This is a genomic window from Brakhagea baltica, from assembly GCF_052161605.1.
Taxonomy (GTDB): domain Bacteria; phylum Planctomycetota; class Planctomycetia; order Pirellulales; family Pirellulaceae; genus JBKCUI01.
On sequence record NZ_CP197409.1, the window covers coordinates 6,744,962 to 6,760,157 of the forward strand.

Below are 15,196 nucleotides of genomic sequence, written 5' to 3' on the forward strand. Positions count from 1 at the left end.
ATGCTAATCTCAGGAAGGCACCAGCTACCATGTCATTGACGACCAGCAAAATCGCGGAACTTGCGCCCGATCAAGAGTCTCTGAACGCGGCACACAAACTAATGAAACCGGGTAAGTGGCCGGCACTGCGAAAACACAATGATTTGGTGTGGGGCGAATGCCAGGGCTCGGGCGCGAACCCCTACCGTACGGTCTTCGACCATTCGAACGCTGGCTACAAATGCACTTGCCCCTCGCGCAAGTTTCCTTGCAAACACGTCCTCGCCTTGATGTGGATGTATGTACAAGACCCTGGTCCCTTTGCTGATGGCGAAGTACCCCCTTGGGTGGCTGATTGGTTGGGACGACGTCGAAATCCAGCCGCTTCATCATCGCCCAAGCCAAACGAAAAGAAAGCCAAAACTGCTGCGAAGAGTCTCATCACAGCGGAGATTTCTGCTTCACAGGCACCGCTTGATCCCTCGGCGGATGATAAAAGGAAAGCTGCGTCAGAGAAGCGCTCGTTGGCGACTCAGCAATCCATCGCAACGGGACTGGAGGAACTACAGCAATGGCTTAACGATCAAGTGCGGGGTGGTCTTTCAGGTTTCCTAAATGATCCCGTTTCCCGTTGCCGAACGATTGCAGCGCGACTGGTCGATGCTAAAGCTCAAGCCATGGCCAGTCGGCTGGACGAATTACCTTCTCGTTTGAAACAGCTTCCCAGTGAATTACGTCTGGATGCGTTACTGCAAGAACTCTCGAGAATCATTCTCATTTGCCGTGCTTGGCAAGCGACCCCCGCCGATGCCGAACTGACTCGGCTGGTCGGCAGCAGTGAAACGCGAGATTCCATCATTTCGCTCGTCGATGGACTTCGGGTGCAATCGATTTGGGAAGTCGTCGGTGAGCAAATAACGACCCGACGCGATGGTCTGGTCAGTCAGGCGACTTGGTTGATGAACTTAGGTCTCGGGACTCGCTTTGCTCTGTTACTGGATTATTTTCCAGCGTCTCTCGGTAAGCGAAGTAGCACTTTCACCATAGGCGAGGTGCTGGCCGCAGAGCTGTCTTTCTATCCAGCGCGTCAACCTTTACGAGCAATCATCGCGGAACGGCAATCACCAACAGACGAGTCGCTTACCATCGAGATCACTTGGCCAACCGCAGATGGGAACCCGCTGGATACCTACCGGATGATCTTGCAGAAAGCACCCTGGATGGTCGATGTGCCGCTATTATTGCCAAGAGGTCGTATTGCCCATTCAGGCGCAGTGAGTTGGTGGCAGGCAGTCGACGGTTCGCTTGCTTTACCCGTGTCAGGAAATCCAGGGAAACATCTCGCGGGGCTCGTACTGGAACAGACCGCCGCGATATGGGATGGTATTTCACTGACCATGCTTTCAGGTCAATCGAATTGGGGAAAGTGGGCCAATGACAGTTGATCTCATTAAGCAACTCGACGACCTGAAAGGTCAATGGATGATTGGCGGTTCAGCGATACACAAGTCGCTTCCAAGCTGGCGTCTCGCCGCCCAAGATGACGACTTTCCCGACTTGGCTTTAATCGCCTTGGCCGGGCAAGCCATGCAGTTCGCCTTGCAGCCAAGTCCTGGCGTTGATTTGCAAATGGTTGCCGGTTTGCCGAAGCTGCGTCTACCACCTCCTCCACTACCCTCACGTCGGTTGTTCACCCAGCTTATTCGTGTCTCCAAGCTAAGTGAACCACAGTTGAACAGTGTTGTCTGGTTCCACGCGGCTCGTGGTTATTCGGTGCATCCTCTTGACTATATGCCAAAAAAATTTGCTCAACTCCCGGACTTGTATTCCCCTTGGGAAGCATGGCAGCGCGCTGAGCAAAAGAGCGAGGAGATCGACCCTGCAACGATACTGAACGCAGGTAATTGGAATGAGTGGCCACCTGCTGATCGACGCACTGCATTGCAAACGTTGCGACGGCAAGATCCAGTGGCGGCTCGTGAACTGATCGTCGACAAAGTACCCAGCTTGGCGGCTGACGAGCGGCTACGAATTCTTGAGCTTTTGTCAGAGGGCTTGTGCCAAGAAGACCAGGCTTTATTGGAACGCTTTGTAGAGGATCGATCCGCAAAGGTACGTAAATGCGTACAGTTTTATTTAGCTCGAATTGGTGCGGCACGAGATGCTCAAGCAGATATCGACGAGCTGGCGAGCTTTTATTCTGTTTCGAAAGCGCTACTGAAACGCGGAGTCAAAGTCGTTGCGAATCCGTTGAAAACCGATGCACAAAAGAAGTGTCGCCATGAATTAACGACAGCTCTCAGTCTGCAAAGTTTTGTTCAGGGCTTAAAACTCAATAGCGAATCCGAGCTGATCGAGGGTTGGGAGCATGTCGACGTTCACGCTTCTGATGATTTGTTGCGGATGGTGGCAGCGACTGGCAGTGATCAGGCGGTGGCGAAGTTAGCAACGCGTTTATTTTCGCTCGATGGTATCTCCACCGAGTCGTTCCAATTATTGTTCGTGCGTCTCGGCAAAGAAAGCCTTCGCGATCTACTGCCTCGCGTACTCGAAAAGGATGACGTTAGTTTTTCTGCGACGCTCCTTTGTTGTCAACGAATGTTGGGTGAACTCCAGTGGGAACTGCTAAAACCGCTGCGAGCTATACAGGACATGAAGAAGCTATGTATGGAAGATTCGTCCTCGAATCATGTCCAACAAGAGACGCTTCGCCAGGGACTGTTTGCTCTAGGATTGCTCGCAGACCGCGCTGCCGCAATCGAACTAGTAAATTCTTTCACGGAAACCAATCTGTTCGCATCTGATCCATTGCTTGGAATGCTGAGACTAAACATTTGCTTACCATTAGGAGAATCTTTGTGAATGAAGTGCTGCGACAACCGGTAGAGTTGACTTATGCCGACGACTTGAACGCATTAAAGGCGGCCGACAAGCAACCTAGGCCGACTGGCTGGGTCCTCAGCCCGCAAGCCGTGGTGACTTATATTGTCGGCGGTACTACCGGCGATCGAAAGATTGAGCCCAAATACGTCGGAAATCGCCGCATCATCGAGACGGCCGTAGCAACGCTGGCGACAGACCGAGCCTTGCTGTTGATGGGTATACCAGGCACGGCGAAGAGTTGGGTCTCAGAGCACATGGCTGCTGCCATCAGTGGTGATTCGACCAAGATCATTCAATGCACCGCTGGGACCGATGAAAACCAAATCCGCTACGGGTGGAATTATGCCCAGTTGTTGGCCAAGGGACCAAGCCGCGAAGCGTTGGTACCGACCCCTCTGCTGCGAGCGATGGAAAGCGGCAGCATCTGTCGACTCGAAGAATTGACGCGCAAGGGGTCCGATGTACAGGATACGTTGATCACGGTCCTGTCGGAGAAGATGATGCCGATTCCTGAGTTGAATGATTCGATTTACGCACAACGTGGCTTCAATGTCATTGCAACCGCTAATGACCGCGATAAAGGGGTTAACGAATTGTCTGCGGCACTGAAGCGTCGCTTCAATGTCGTTGTGTTGCCGTTGCCGGATGATCTGAACGAGGAGATTCAGATCGTGACGCGGCGAGTCGGTGAGATGGCGCAGTCGTTAGATCTGCCCATGCCCAAAAATGTGGCCGAAGAAGTGGCTCGCGTGTTGGCGATTTTCCGCGAATTGAGGACTGGCGAAACCGCAGATGGCAAGACGACTTTGAAGAGCCCATCGGCTAGCCTTTCCACCGCAGAAGCGATCGCGGTAATGGTAAGTGGTTTTTCGCATGCTACGTACTTTAACAACGGGATTCTTTCGGCTGACGGCTTGGCTCCGAACGTGCTCGGTGCGATCGTCAAAGATCCGGTTCAAGACAAAGCGGTACTCGAGGAATACCTGGAGACAGTGCTGAAAAAGCGTCGCGATTACGCTGACTACTACACCCTTTTGACCGAGTTAGTTTAATGCCAGGTCATGTTGAGTATCTAGGCATTCGACATCACGGCCCGGGTTCAGCGCGTCGATTGGTGGAAGCCCTCGATGCCTTGCAACCGGTCGAGGTGCTCGTCGAAGGGCCTTCCGATCTATCGGACTTGATCCCGATGCTGGCAGATCCTGCCATGGTGCCGCCTGTGGCTCTGTTAGCCTATCCCGTGGGCGAACCAGAACGCTCCGTATTCTGGCCATTCGCCGTATTCTCGCCCGAGTACCAGGCCGTCGTTTGGGCGGTCACGCATGGCGTGCCAGTACGCTTTATCGATCTGCCCGTCTATTGGCGATTGCAGGAGCAAAAGTCGGAAGCTGTGACTTCTGCGTTGCCAGACGTTGCTGAGGTCCCGATGATGGAACGCGATCCCATCGGCGTGTTGGCTGCGGCGGCTGGTTACGAAGATGGAGAGAGTTGGTGGCAGCATGTGATTGAAGAGAATCCTGAGCCAGGACCCATTTTTGCTGCGGTGGCCGATGCGATGCGAGTGCTTCGAGAAGATCTTGCTCCCCCTAAAGACGAAGAAGCGGCACGTGAAGCCCACATGCGGCTTGAAATCGCAGCGTCTCGAAAACAAACCGAGGGGACCATTGCGGTCGTCTGTGGAGCTTGGCACGTTCCAGCCTTAACACAAAAGCACGCAGCGAAGGACGATCGCGAACTTTTAAAAGGGGTTACTAAGCGCAAGATATCAGCCACCTGGACTCCCTGGACCTCGCCAAGACTGGCAACGGCGAGCGGCTATTCTGCAGGTGTTACCTATCCTGGATGGAATCGACATCTCTGGGAGACGCCGCGTCGTGAACAATCGACGCGATGGATCGCGCGAACTGCTCGTTGTCTTCGAACGCAGGGACAAGTTGTTTCCACGGCATCCTTAATTGAAACCGAACGATTAGCAAAAAACCTCGCTGCGCTGCGAGGTCGTCCTCAAGCGGGCTTTGATGAATTGATGGATGCAACCATTGCCTGTATCTGCTTTGGCAATCGGACGCTTTGGCAATCGGTTGCAGATGAGATGCTGATTGGCCGTGAAGTGGGCAGTATTCCCCAAGGCGTTCCGTTGGCGCCTTTGCTGGAAGACTTGCAGCGACAACAAAAAGAGGCTCGTCTCAAACCCGAAGCCTTGGAACGCGAACTGATGGTTGACCTGCGAACGGAGAGTGGTCTGTTCCGTTCCACTTTGTTGCACCGACTGTTTGCGTTGGATGTACCGTGGGGCAAATTAGATGATCCAGGACGAAGTCGCGGGACCTTTCGGGAACGCTGGATTCTCCGCTGGGAACCAGAGTTTTCCGTGGCTCTCGTCGAGAACTTGGTTTATGGTGCCACAATTGCACAAGCGGCTGCGGGGAGAATTGTCGCTTCGTTAGAGCAAGCCAAAGGACTGGGGGAGTTGTCGACTTTGGTGTTCCAAGCTCTAACGGCTCAATTACCCGAGGCTGCCACAAAGGTCAGTGCAGCTTTGGAACATCGCGCAGGTCAAGCCACCGAATGTTTGGAGATGCTGTCGGCACTGCCGCCGATCGCCGACGTGTTGAGGTATGGCAAAGCACGCCAAATCGATACCGGCCAGATGTCCACTCTTTTCGATCGAATTGCTGTACAGGCAACCATTGCACTGCACCATGCCGCGCGCGGATTGGATGATGAAGCTGCCGGCATGCTCCGGACAGCGATACGAGACGCTGATCGGTCCATACAGCTTGTTGAATCCAGTTCGTTGGCCAACTGGTTATTGGCGTTACAAGATGTCGTTGACGACGGCCAGTCCACCGCCTTGGTTGCAGGGCAAGCTGCTCGCTTGTTGTACGAAGGCGAGCATTTGCAATCCGAGCAAATCGTGACTTTGTTCGCTCGTCGGTTATCGCCGGGGACCAAGACGTCGGAAGCCGCAGGCTTCTTTGAAGGTTTTTTGGAAGGGGCCGGGGACCGCTTGATTCATGATTCGGCGTTGCGAGAGTGCGTAAGCGATTGGATTCTCAGCCTCGATGAAGAAACGTTCGTCACCTCGCTGCCACTGTTTCGTCGTGTCTTTTCCAGCTTAGACAAAATGGAACGCCAGCGTCTCTTGACCGCTGTTCTGGGGCGAGAAGTGAAACAAACTAGCTTTGAAATCATCGCAGACGGTGACCAGCTTTGGGAGGAACAGATGCAACGTGTTCTCAACATTCTCAACGGGAAGTTTTCTGATGGATGAACGACAACGACGTTGGCAATTGATGCTGGGAGGTGATGCAGAGGGGCTCGGTGAGCGGGATCGTCGCATCAGTGGCGCGCTCGATGCGTTGTATGAACCACCAGACCCATCAGTTAACTCAAAGTCGAGACGTGGTGGTTTGGGACGATCCGCACCGCGCATCGCCAAATGGATGGGGGATATTCGCGAGTGCTTTCCGACGTCGGTGGTCCAAATCATCCAGAAAGATGCGTTCACGCGACTGGGGCTGCAACAGATGTTGCTCGAACCTGAGTTTTTGGCCGCTATGCAAGCCGATGTAAATTTAGTTGCTGATCTGATGAGTTTAAGGGGAATGATCCCTGACAAGGCAAAGCAAACGGCCCGCGAAGTGATTCAAAAGGTCGTAAAGGAATTGATGGAACGACTGGAATACAAAACGGCGGAAGCCTTACGAGGTGCAGTGGATCGCGGTAAACGGACCACTCGACCTCGCTCCGTGGATATTGATTGGCCACGAACGATCCGAGCGAATTTGCATCAGTATTTACCGGAGTTTCAAACCGTGATACCGGAACGACTCATCGGATTTGCACGCAAGCAACGACGTTTGATCGATCTCGATGAAGTTGTTTTGTGCGTCGATCAATCAGGTTCGATGGCACCCTCGGTAATCTATGCGTCCATCTTTGCCGCAGTCATGGCTTCGTTACCGGTGGTCCGAACTCAATTGGTTTGCTTTGACACGGTCGTTCTCGATCTGACCGAACAACTATCTGATCCGGTGGAAGTCCTGTTCGGAATTCAGTTGGGTGGCGGCACCGACATCAATCAAGCAGTTAGCTACTGTGCCACTAAAATTCAACAGCCTCGCAAATCGCACTTGATCTTGATCACCGACCTTTGCGAAGGTGGCAATGCCGACGAGTTAGTTGCTCGCCTCGGCAGATTGGTAGCAGATGGGGTCAACGTGATTGTTCTGCTGGCACTTAGCGATGAAGGGCGTCCCTACTATGATCCGGAATTAGCGAGCACGGTGGCATCCATGGGGATTCCCGTTTTCGCGTGCACACCCGATCAGTTCCCCACGCTAATGGCCTCCGCTTTACGTCGCCAAGACGTGTTTCAATGGGCTGCCAGTGAAGACGTGAAAGTGATCACTCATACCGCGCAAGCTTCGGTCTGACGATCTCGGGGAAACCTTGACTTGTTATCATCAGCCAACCTGAAGAAACGTCGGATGATGATACAGGAGTCCAGATTGATTTAGAGACTCGATTTGGTAGACGGTAGGAATTCCCACTATCACTCAACGAAAAACCCTGGGCAGTTGGACCCAGGGTTCGTTCTCGCAGGCGGAGAGGAGAGTTCTTACTGTGGGCTAGTATGGGCTGGACGCACCGGTGTCAGGATCGCCGCACATGTGGAAGTGGTTGTGGTCGATGTAGATCACTTCGACGCACTCGTTGTCTTCAAGGGAGTACGGAACCGGCCATCCGTTGATCATTCGCTCCTCGAAGTACACGGTACACTTGTAGTGTGCATGGTGTAGTTGAGCGAATCCGATGAGCGGAACAAATCGTGGCTCATCAACGTAATCCGCAATCTTCTCTTTCACGATGCGGACGCGATTGCGTTGCTTCTCGTTTAGGAAGGGGATACCGCCTCGCACGGGGCGAGCACGCTCCAGAGCGTGGATCACCTCATCGTCGCTGGGAGGGTCAATCGCCGCATGGTATGCGTCCGTGATCGGACCCATGATCGGCACCCGAGCGTATCGCTCGTGAACGTGGAATTGGAGTTCCTCGTTATCCTGCAGATATGGACTGATTGGAATCGGAATCGCAATGGGCCCCAAGGCCATATTGCTAAGTGATACACATCCAACCTGAACACTCATGGTTCCCAGAAGTGCGAGGCTGACTAATTTTTTGATCGTATTGCAGGACATCGATAACACCCTTGTCGAGTCGGTGACGATTGTTTCGTCGAACACCCAATGTTTCGGCCTGCTGGGTGTTAAAACTTGCGGGTTTTTCCGATCGCATCGAAAAATCCTAAAAGTTGGAATGCTACTATTTTACGATCTGCTACACTCCGACGACGCCTACAAGCCCACCTGATCAACCCAGATTCTCCCCCTTAGCAAAAGTTGCATTATGAAACTCCTGTATTCTTGTTTATTTACCCTATTTCTCGTACTTACACCTCAAGCTGCTCGGTCCCAGCAGACGGGAGAGGCTCGAAATTTTTTTGCCGCAGATTACGACAAAAAAGTCGCGGCTCTGGTCAATGCCGACAATTCCATTCGATGGAGCTTGCCAATCCAGGCCATTCACGACGCCCAAGAACTCGACAACGGCCACTGGCTACTGCAAACCTCCTTCGGGGAGGTGAACGAAGTCGACGAGCAAGGCAAAATTGTCTGGACCTACAAGCCAACCAAATTGGACGGAGTCCGATCGGTCGAAATCCATGCCTTTCAGAAGCTTGATAATGGCGAGCTAATGATTGCCGAGAGTGGGAATCGACGAATACTGCTGCTAGACAAGAGCCGAAGCATTGCGAGCCAATTCGCGATCACCGTCAAAAACCCTGATCCCCACCGAGATACTCGATTGGTTCGGCATACTCCACAGGATACCTTTCTGGTGTGCCACGAAAGTGACTCGACCATCCGCGAGTACTCCCGAGACGGGTCCGTAATCTGGGAATATCCGATCGGGACCAAGGTTTATTCCGCTGTGAGGCTCGCTAACGGAAACACCCTCATTGGCACCGGAGATGGGAACCGGGTTGTCGAGGTCACCCCAGAGAAACAAATAGCTTGGGAAGTCACCAAGAACGAGCTGCCCGGAATCGAGCTCGCTTGGATCACGATGGTCGATCGACTCCCTTCAGGAAACACTTGGATCGTCAACTGCCATGCCGGACCCAAAAATCCACAAGTGCTTGAGATCACACCGGAAAAGCAGGTTGTCTGGACATTTCGTGATTTCGAGCGATTCGGTAACTCGCTCCCCGTCGCCGTGCCCGCTCGCCGGTAGCTTAGTTTCTTCAGGGCTGGTTGTAGGTGGGATCTCACGGCCTTACAATGAGGGTGAGGAACAAGGCGATGCCAACTGAAATCATTCATCCACTCCGATTTCGAATTGTCGGGGCTAAATTCGTCACCAGCGTTTTGCTGGCTATGGTTTGTTCCCAATCAATCAGCCTATTGGGGCAGTCATCCAGCCAACCGCAACTGCCATCAAACCAGAGCCTTGAGGATTTGTTAGCTCTCGAGGCGCACTTTGAAAAGGCGATTCGTCCAGCCTTGATCGAACACTGTTTAAAGTGTCATGGAGCCACGAAACAAGAAGCTGGACTGAGGTTGGATTCTCGCGAAGCGATTTTGCGAGGCGGCGATAGCGGTCCAGCCGTGATACCGGGGGCCCCCGATGATAGCTTGCTGGTTTCAGCGATTCGACATCTCGACTATGAGATGCCACCAACCCAAAAATTAGACGATTCTCTGATTGATGACTTCGTGGTGTGGGTGGCGGCGGGTGCCGTTTGGCCCGAATCTACCGCAGAGCTCCGCCCGCCGTCGCGTGAAATCACGCTCGAAGACCGACAGTGGTGGGCATTCCAGCCTGTTGTTGCGCAGGACGTTTCGAGCTTGCCAGAGGATCAGTGGGCTAGAAATGACATCGATCGTTTCGTTTTGGCCGATCTTCGCAAAAAGGGTATCGAGCCCGCTCCACCGGCAGAGCCAGCGGCATTGCTCAGGCGACTCTATTTGCAGTTGGTCGGCGTGCCACCTACTCCTGATGAGATTGCCACGTTCGTTCGAGACCCAACGCCTGAGGCTTACGAGCAGACGGTGGATAGGCTGTTAGACGACCAGCGATTTGGCGAACATTGGGCACGGTTCTGGCTCGATTTGGTGAGGTATTCCGAGTCGGATGGCTGGAATCAAGACGCCTATAGGCCCAACATCTTTCGCTATCGCGATTACGTCATATCGGCTTTCAATGAGGATGTCCCCTATTCACAATTTGTGCGACAGCAACTCGCAGGAGATGAGCAACCACAAGATGATCCACAAGGTTTGATCGCTGCCGGTTTCTTGAGGTTGGGTATTTACGAGTACAACCAACGGGATGCCAGGGGGCATTGGAACGATGTTATGAATGAGCTAACCGATGTCCTCGGCGATGCTTTTCTTGGTCTAAGCCTGTCCTGTGCACGTTGCCACGATCACAAGTTTGATCCCATCGCTCAGAAAGATTACTTTCAGATGCGGGCTTTCTTCGAGCCCATCATTTGGCGGGACGATTTAACCGCATCCACCGAATCGGAACGCCAGGTTTATCAAGAAAAGCTTGCTGCCTGGGAAGCTGAGACGGAGCCCATTCGTGAGAAACTTAGGCAACTACAAGAACCTTATGAAAAGCAAAAATGGGCATCGACCGTGGATAAATTTCCACTCGAGATTCAAGCATGCTTTTTCAAGCCTCCCTCGGAACGCAACTCCTGGGAAGAGCAGATGGCTTATTTGGTCTCCCGACAATACCTAGAGGAAGGTGGCGGCCCCTATAGCGGGATGAAAAAGGAAGACCAAGAGTTGCGCAAGCAATACCTTTCAGAACTCGCTGCATTTGACGCTTTGAAACCAGGGTCCCTTCCTAGTGTCATGACAGTAAGAGATCACGAAGGTGAGATCTCAGATTTGATATTTGCGAGCGGAGGGGGTGAGCAAAGCGTTGCACCTGAGACACCATCGGTTTTGCCCAGGTGGCCAGAACAAGAAGGTTTATCCGTTCGACAAGGGTCCACGGGGCGGCGTACTCAACTGGCTACATGGATTGCCCATCCGGAGAATCCGCTCACCAATCGAGTCATAACGAATCGCGTCTGGCAACAACTTTTTGGTCGAGGCTTAGTCCAGACTGCCAGTGATTTCGGAACGCTAGGAGATCAACCCGCACAAAGTGATCTGCTCGATTGGCTAACGCTAGACTTCATTCAGAGCGCTGGTCGAATCAAGTCTCTGTGCAAAACCATCGTGATGTCGTCAACGTGGCGACAGAGTGCTGACCATCCCGAGGCGGAGAGAAATCAATCGCTAGATCCCGAGGAACGTTCATGGTGGAGATATCCAGTGCGGCGTTTGTCGGCTGAGCAGATCCGCGATGCGATGTTGGCGGCGAGCGGTGAGCTACTATCTTCGTTTGGAGGCCCAAGCGTTGAGGAAACCGAGCCTCGACGTTCGATCTACGTCAAGAGTTTGCGAAACAACACGAGCAACTTCTTGCATAGCTTTGACATGGCCAATGGATTGCAAAGCATCGCAATGCGAGACACTACAACCACCCCGCTACAAGCCCTGACGTTGCTGAATAGCCGCTTTGTACAGGAACGAGCAAAGAAGATGGCTGCCAGGATTTTAAGCCAAAGCAGTTCCGTGGACGAGTTGGTCGACCAAGTTTGTTTGCTCACCTGGGGACGAGTGCCTGAGCCTGCCGAGCGGGATCAATTCCACAGTTTCATGGACCTAAACTTGGAGGATCCCGATGCTGCTAACGTGCAGGCATCCCAGGTCGAGGATTTATGCCATGTGTTGATGAACTCGAATCCGTTTTTGTATGTAGAGTAGCGATAATGGAAATCACAAAAGGGACGAAAGCTCGAGAATCGATCACACGGCGGGATTGGCTTCGTGGAACGGGGCTGGGGCTAGGTGCAATCGCTTGTAACATGCTGGCGTCACAGGAGGGTCATGCTGAGGCTCACCATCCTGCCTTGGCGAAAAACGTAATATGGATCTTCTGCGAAGGAGGTCCGAGTCATATCGATCTGCTAGATCCCAAACCATTGTTGAATGAATTGGCGGGATCTCCGTTGCCTGCGAGCTTTAAGGAACCCATTACCGCAATGGGAGAGAAAGGGGCACCGCTGCTGGCAGCTCCTCGAACATGGACACAGCACGGAGAAAGTGGACTGTACGCATCGGAATGGATTCCAAATATTGGAAATTGCATGGATGACATTGCAGTCATTCGATCGTGCTGGACCAATGGGATCAATCACTCGGGTGGTGTTTGCCAGATGAACACTTGTATTAACGTGGCAGGACGCCCGTCACTTGGCTCGTGGGTTCAATACGGCCTGGGCTCTGCCAACGAGAATTTGCCCGCTTTCGTGGTTCTGTGCGACAACGCGGGAAGGCCCGTGAATGGACCTAGAAACTGGGGGGCAGGGTTCATGCCAGCTTCTTATCAAGGAGTCCGTATTCAAGGAGGGGATGGAGAACCGATTCCCCATCTCGTGTCATCTGCCGATCAAACTCCAACTCGGCTACAAAACAAGCTTGGCCTGCTCGATTCCTTGAACCGTTCGTTTGCTAATCAGTATCCGCATCAGACCGAATTGCAGGCCAGAATCAAGAGCTACGAGTTAGCATTTCGGCTGCAAGCTGAGGCACCGGAAGCTATCGATCTAGCCGACGAGACCGAAGAGACGCACGCGTTGTACGGCTTGGATAAGAAAGAGACCCAAGCCTTCGGAAAGAATTGTCTCATGGCCAGGCGACTCGTCGAGAGAGGGGTTCGATTCGTACAGCTCTACCATGGAACGGGCAGCAAATGGGATGCTCACGCTGGGATAGAACAAAACCATTCCCGTTTATGTCTTGAGATGGACAAGCCCGTGGCTGGCCTACTGATGGATCTAAAGCGACGTGGGCTTTTGAAAGACACGTTAGTCATCTGGGGCGGAGAATTTGGTCGCACTCCGATGAGTGAAAAGGGAAATGGTCGAGATCACAATCCGACCGGATTTTCGATGTGGATGGCGGGCGGTGGAGTTAAAGGTGGACAGGTGATCGGCGCGACCGATGAGCTGGGGTTGTATGCGATCGAGGACAAGATGCATGTTCACGATATCCATGCATCGATTCTGTGGCTTCTTGGTTTGGATCATATGAAGCTCTCCTACAATAGCAAAGGACGAATCGAGCGACCCACGATCAACGAGGGACGCTTTGAGCGCAAACTGATCTCATAGTCGACGGATTGAAACCAAATTGATGCATCGGTACCGTTTTTCTTACGCAGTCCTGCATACAAAAGTGTTGGGGCGAGTATTGCGGAAACAGTCATTAGGCCGACAGTAGAGGCAGGAAGAAGTGGATCGGCGGAGCAATCCACGACATTGTCGCTGCCCGCTCCGTCGGTCAGTTGCCGGAATCAAATGAAACGTCCGCCAATTTCTTGTTCATCGGGAACCAAAGAGCGTATTGCCTCAGGTGCCAAGTCAGCACCATTGGGCCAGCAGACAGTTTTGCAGACAGGATCGAGGGTGAACTTCGCGAACATGTTTGGATCAAGAAGCGGTTCGAAAATCGGGCCTGACAGCAGTGGCTGCAAATCAACCGTCGCATCAAAACCATCGCTAAAAGTGACGCAAAGCGAAGTTGGCCCCGCGAGTTCGGCGTGGAGAATATGTAAAATCATCGCAATCAATCCAAAGGTTCAATTGGAAGTAAAGGCTGCTGTGCCTGCGCAAGAGCCCGGTCCGCGAGCAACGCGTCGCGTTGAATCTCGCACCATTCAGCCACAAGTTTCGCCGCACGTCGTGGAAGTCGTCCGTCCAGTATGCCACCGGTGCTGATCTCGATGATCGCTTCCGACTCACCGTAGATTGCATGAAAATGCGATGGGTTGTGGTCTCTGTAGTAAATATAGACGGCGATGCCGTAACATTCGGAGATACGTGGCATAGCTGTGGCATAGCTACAGTATACCGGATGGTACCTCGATAGGCGGACTTGTAAATATCCCGGCTTCGTCACCGGGAAGATAGTCATTGTCGGGTGTTATCCCGGGCAAGTCAACGATTTTGATTCCTTTCCCGATTTGAACGAAATGAGTCGTTGGGGGGACCGTTCGAACCATCCGGCGATGGCAACAATCGGGCCGAATGTAAAAGGTAACAGTTCAAGAGATTGTTGGTCAAAAAGGGAGTCGCCCCTCTACGGCGAGACATTGCTCATAGGCTAGGTAAGAAAATTTGTGGTAAGAAGATTGAAGTATGCCGCCGCAATCATCTTAACATAATCTTCCTACCATCCATCTTCCTACCATCCATCTTCTGACAGATTTGAGTGGTGTTACCCACAAATGGCACTCTCGGTAGAGTTGCGAATCGGGCTGCGCATATCGCGAAATTGACGGAGCGGATTGGGGAACTCGAAAGACAACTTGCCAAGGCAAACAAGTACGCTCAACACCCTCGCTTCGGTCCGTCGGATTGTTACACGATGGTCATCCACATTGCGTAACCATCCAGACACGATCAAATCGGCAACTCGCGAGATCGTCTTGGTGTATAAACCAGTATAGAGCACCAGCATCGCCCCACATCATATCTCCCATCTCGAAAAGCTGCAGGAGCAATACCCATTGCTCCGGTGTCCCAAAGCCAAACGCATTGACGCAATCGAGTTCCATGGTGTCAGACTGTACAGGGCTTGGGTAGCCACCAATTTGAATGTTGGGTTGAATGCTGCCACAAAATTCGAGGTAACACTCTTCTGCGACATCGTCATCAAAAGTGACCAACTTTCTTTCATACGATGGATAGCTAGTCGAAGGCGTGAGGCTAATATTGACGCGTTTGTAGACCTTCGGTTGAACGGTCTTCTTTCGAAGTCCGAAAAACGCGGGTACTTGAAGAGAGGGCAGCTCCGGCAGAACGCGCGATGCATTCCCCGACAGATGAACGACGATGGCGTGCCCGAGATCGCTCGGTTTGTCGCCCCAGTTGCGATTATCGTAGAAGAACAAAAGATCGCCGTCGTCACTGGGGATCAAATCGACATCAGAGCAGTGAAGTTGCCCAATAAAGGAAAGTGGGTGACCGTCTTTTGCAGGCCATTGGAAATCGGAAGAGACAAGTGGCATGCCTCCAAAGTAAGTCTCACCGACGGTCTCGATGATTTTACCGATGAGGCACGGGCGAGACGCATCCCGAATCGCGTCGGTGTAGCGGCTCAATTTATGTGATCGAAGTTCGGCGTCATGCATAGGTTTGAGT

At 52.6% G+C, this 15,196-nt stretch carries 12 protein-coding genes; 8 read left to right on the top strand and 4 right to left on the bottom strand.

Annotation, left to right across the window (positions count from 1 at the left end; translation table 11 throughout):
• Window positions 1-29 precede the first annotated feature (29 nt).
• Genes SH449x_RS26160 through SH449x_RS26180 form a run of 5 tightly spaced genes read left to right on the top strand, consistent with a single transcriptional unit; the run spans window position 30 to window position 7,301 of the window.
• Window positions 30-1,424 (top strand): SWIM zinc finger family protein, encoded by a 1,395-nt coding sequence (locus SH449x_RS26160; RefSeq protein ID WP_482379027.1) that lies wholly within the window; start codon window positions 30-32, stop codon window positions 1,422-1,424.
• A complete protein-coding gene (locus SH449x_RS26165; RefSeq protein ID WP_482379028.1) occupies window positions 1,414-2,841 on the top strand; it encodes a DUF5691 domain-containing protein in 1,428 nt (475 codons plus the stop codon). Before SH449x_RS26160 ends, SH449x_RS26165 begins: the two co-directional genes overlap by 11 nt.
• Window positions 2,838-3,914: an ATP-binding protein gene (locus tag SH449x_RS26170; protein WP_482379029.1), complete on the top strand. Its 1,077-nt coding sequence runs from the start codon at window positions 2,838-2,840 to the stop codon at window positions 3,912-3,914. Before SH449x_RS26165 ends, SH449x_RS26170 begins: the two co-directional genes overlap by 4 nt.
• Window positions 3,914-6,136 (top strand): DUF5682 family protein, encoded by a 2,223-nt coding sequence (locus SH449x_RS26175; RefSeq protein WP_482379030.1) that lies wholly within the window; start codon window positions 3,914-3,916, stop codon window positions 6,134-6,136. The genes SH449x_RS26170 and SH449x_RS26175 overlap by 1 nt, the downstream gene beginning before the upstream one ends.
• The gene (locus tag SH449x_RS26180) at window positions 6,129-7,301 is read left to right on the top strand and encodes a VWA domain-containing protein (RefSeq protein ID WP_482379031.1); all 1,173 of its coding nucleotides are present in this window, start codon (window positions 6,129-6,131) and stop codon (window positions 7,299-7,301) included. Before SH449x_RS26175 ends, SH449x_RS26180 begins: the two co-directional genes overlap by 8 nt.
• Before the next feature lie 195 nt (window positions 7,302-7,496).
• Here SH449x_RS26180 and SH449x_RS26185 read toward each other — a convergent pair whose 3' ends face one another.
• Window positions 7,497-8,066, bottom strand: coding sequence for a hypothetical protein (locus SH449x_RS26185; protein WP_482379032.1), 570 nt, complete (start codon window positions 8,064-8,066; stop codon window positions 7,497-7,499).
• 208 nt (window positions 8,067-8,274) lie between these two features.
• On the opposite strand from SH449x_RS26185, the gene SH449x_RS26190 reads away from it, so the two are divergent.
• From SH449x_RS26190 to SH449x_RS26200, 3 genes are all read left to right on the top strand, one after another.
• The gene (locus SH449x_RS26190; RefSeq protein WP_482379033.1) at window positions 8,275-9,162 is read left to right on the top strand and encodes a PQQ-binding-like beta-propeller repeat protein; all 888 of its coding nucleotides are present in this window, start codon (window positions 8,275-8,277) and stop codon (window positions 9,160-9,162) included.
• Between the two features lie 68 nt (window positions 9,163-9,230).
• Window positions 9,231-11,756, top strand: a complete 2,526-nt coding sequence (locus tag SH449x_RS26195; RefSeq protein ID WP_482379034.1) for a PSD1 and planctomycete cytochrome C domain-containing protein — start codon at window positions 9,231-9,233, stop codon at window positions 11,754-11,756.
• Window positions 11,757-11,761: 5 nt separating this feature from the next.
• Complete coding sequence (locus SH449x_RS26200) at window positions 11,762-13,165, top strand: DUF1501 domain-containing protein (RefSeq protein WP_482379035.1); 1,404 nt, start codon at window positions 11,762-11,764, stop codon at window positions 13,163-13,165.
• A 182-nt stretch (window positions 13,166-13,347) separates the two neighbouring features.
• Here the strand turns inward: SH449x_RS26200 and SH449x_RS26205 are convergent, their stop codons facing one another.
• From SH449x_RS26205 to SH449x_RS26215, 3 genes are all read right to left on the bottom strand, one after another.
• A complete protein-coding gene (locus SH449x_RS26205; RefSeq protein WP_482379036.1) occupies window positions 13,348-13,614 on the bottom strand; it encodes a DUF2442 domain-containing protein in 267 nt (88 codons plus the stop codon).
• A 5-nt stretch (window positions 13,615-13,619) separates the two neighbouring features.
• Window positions 13,620-13,880, bottom strand: coding sequence for a DUF4160 domain-containing protein (locus tag SH449x_RS26210; RefSeq protein WP_482379037.1), 261 nt, complete (start codon window positions 13,878-13,880; stop codon window positions 13,620-13,622).
• Between the two features lie 544 nt (window positions 13,881-14,424).
• Entirely contained in the window at window positions 14,425-15,186 is a 762-nt protein-coding gene (locus SH449x_RS26215) for a YwqG family protein (RefSeq protein ID WP_482379038.1), read from the bottom strand.
• Between the last annotated feature and the right edge of the window lie 10 nt (window positions 15,187-15,196).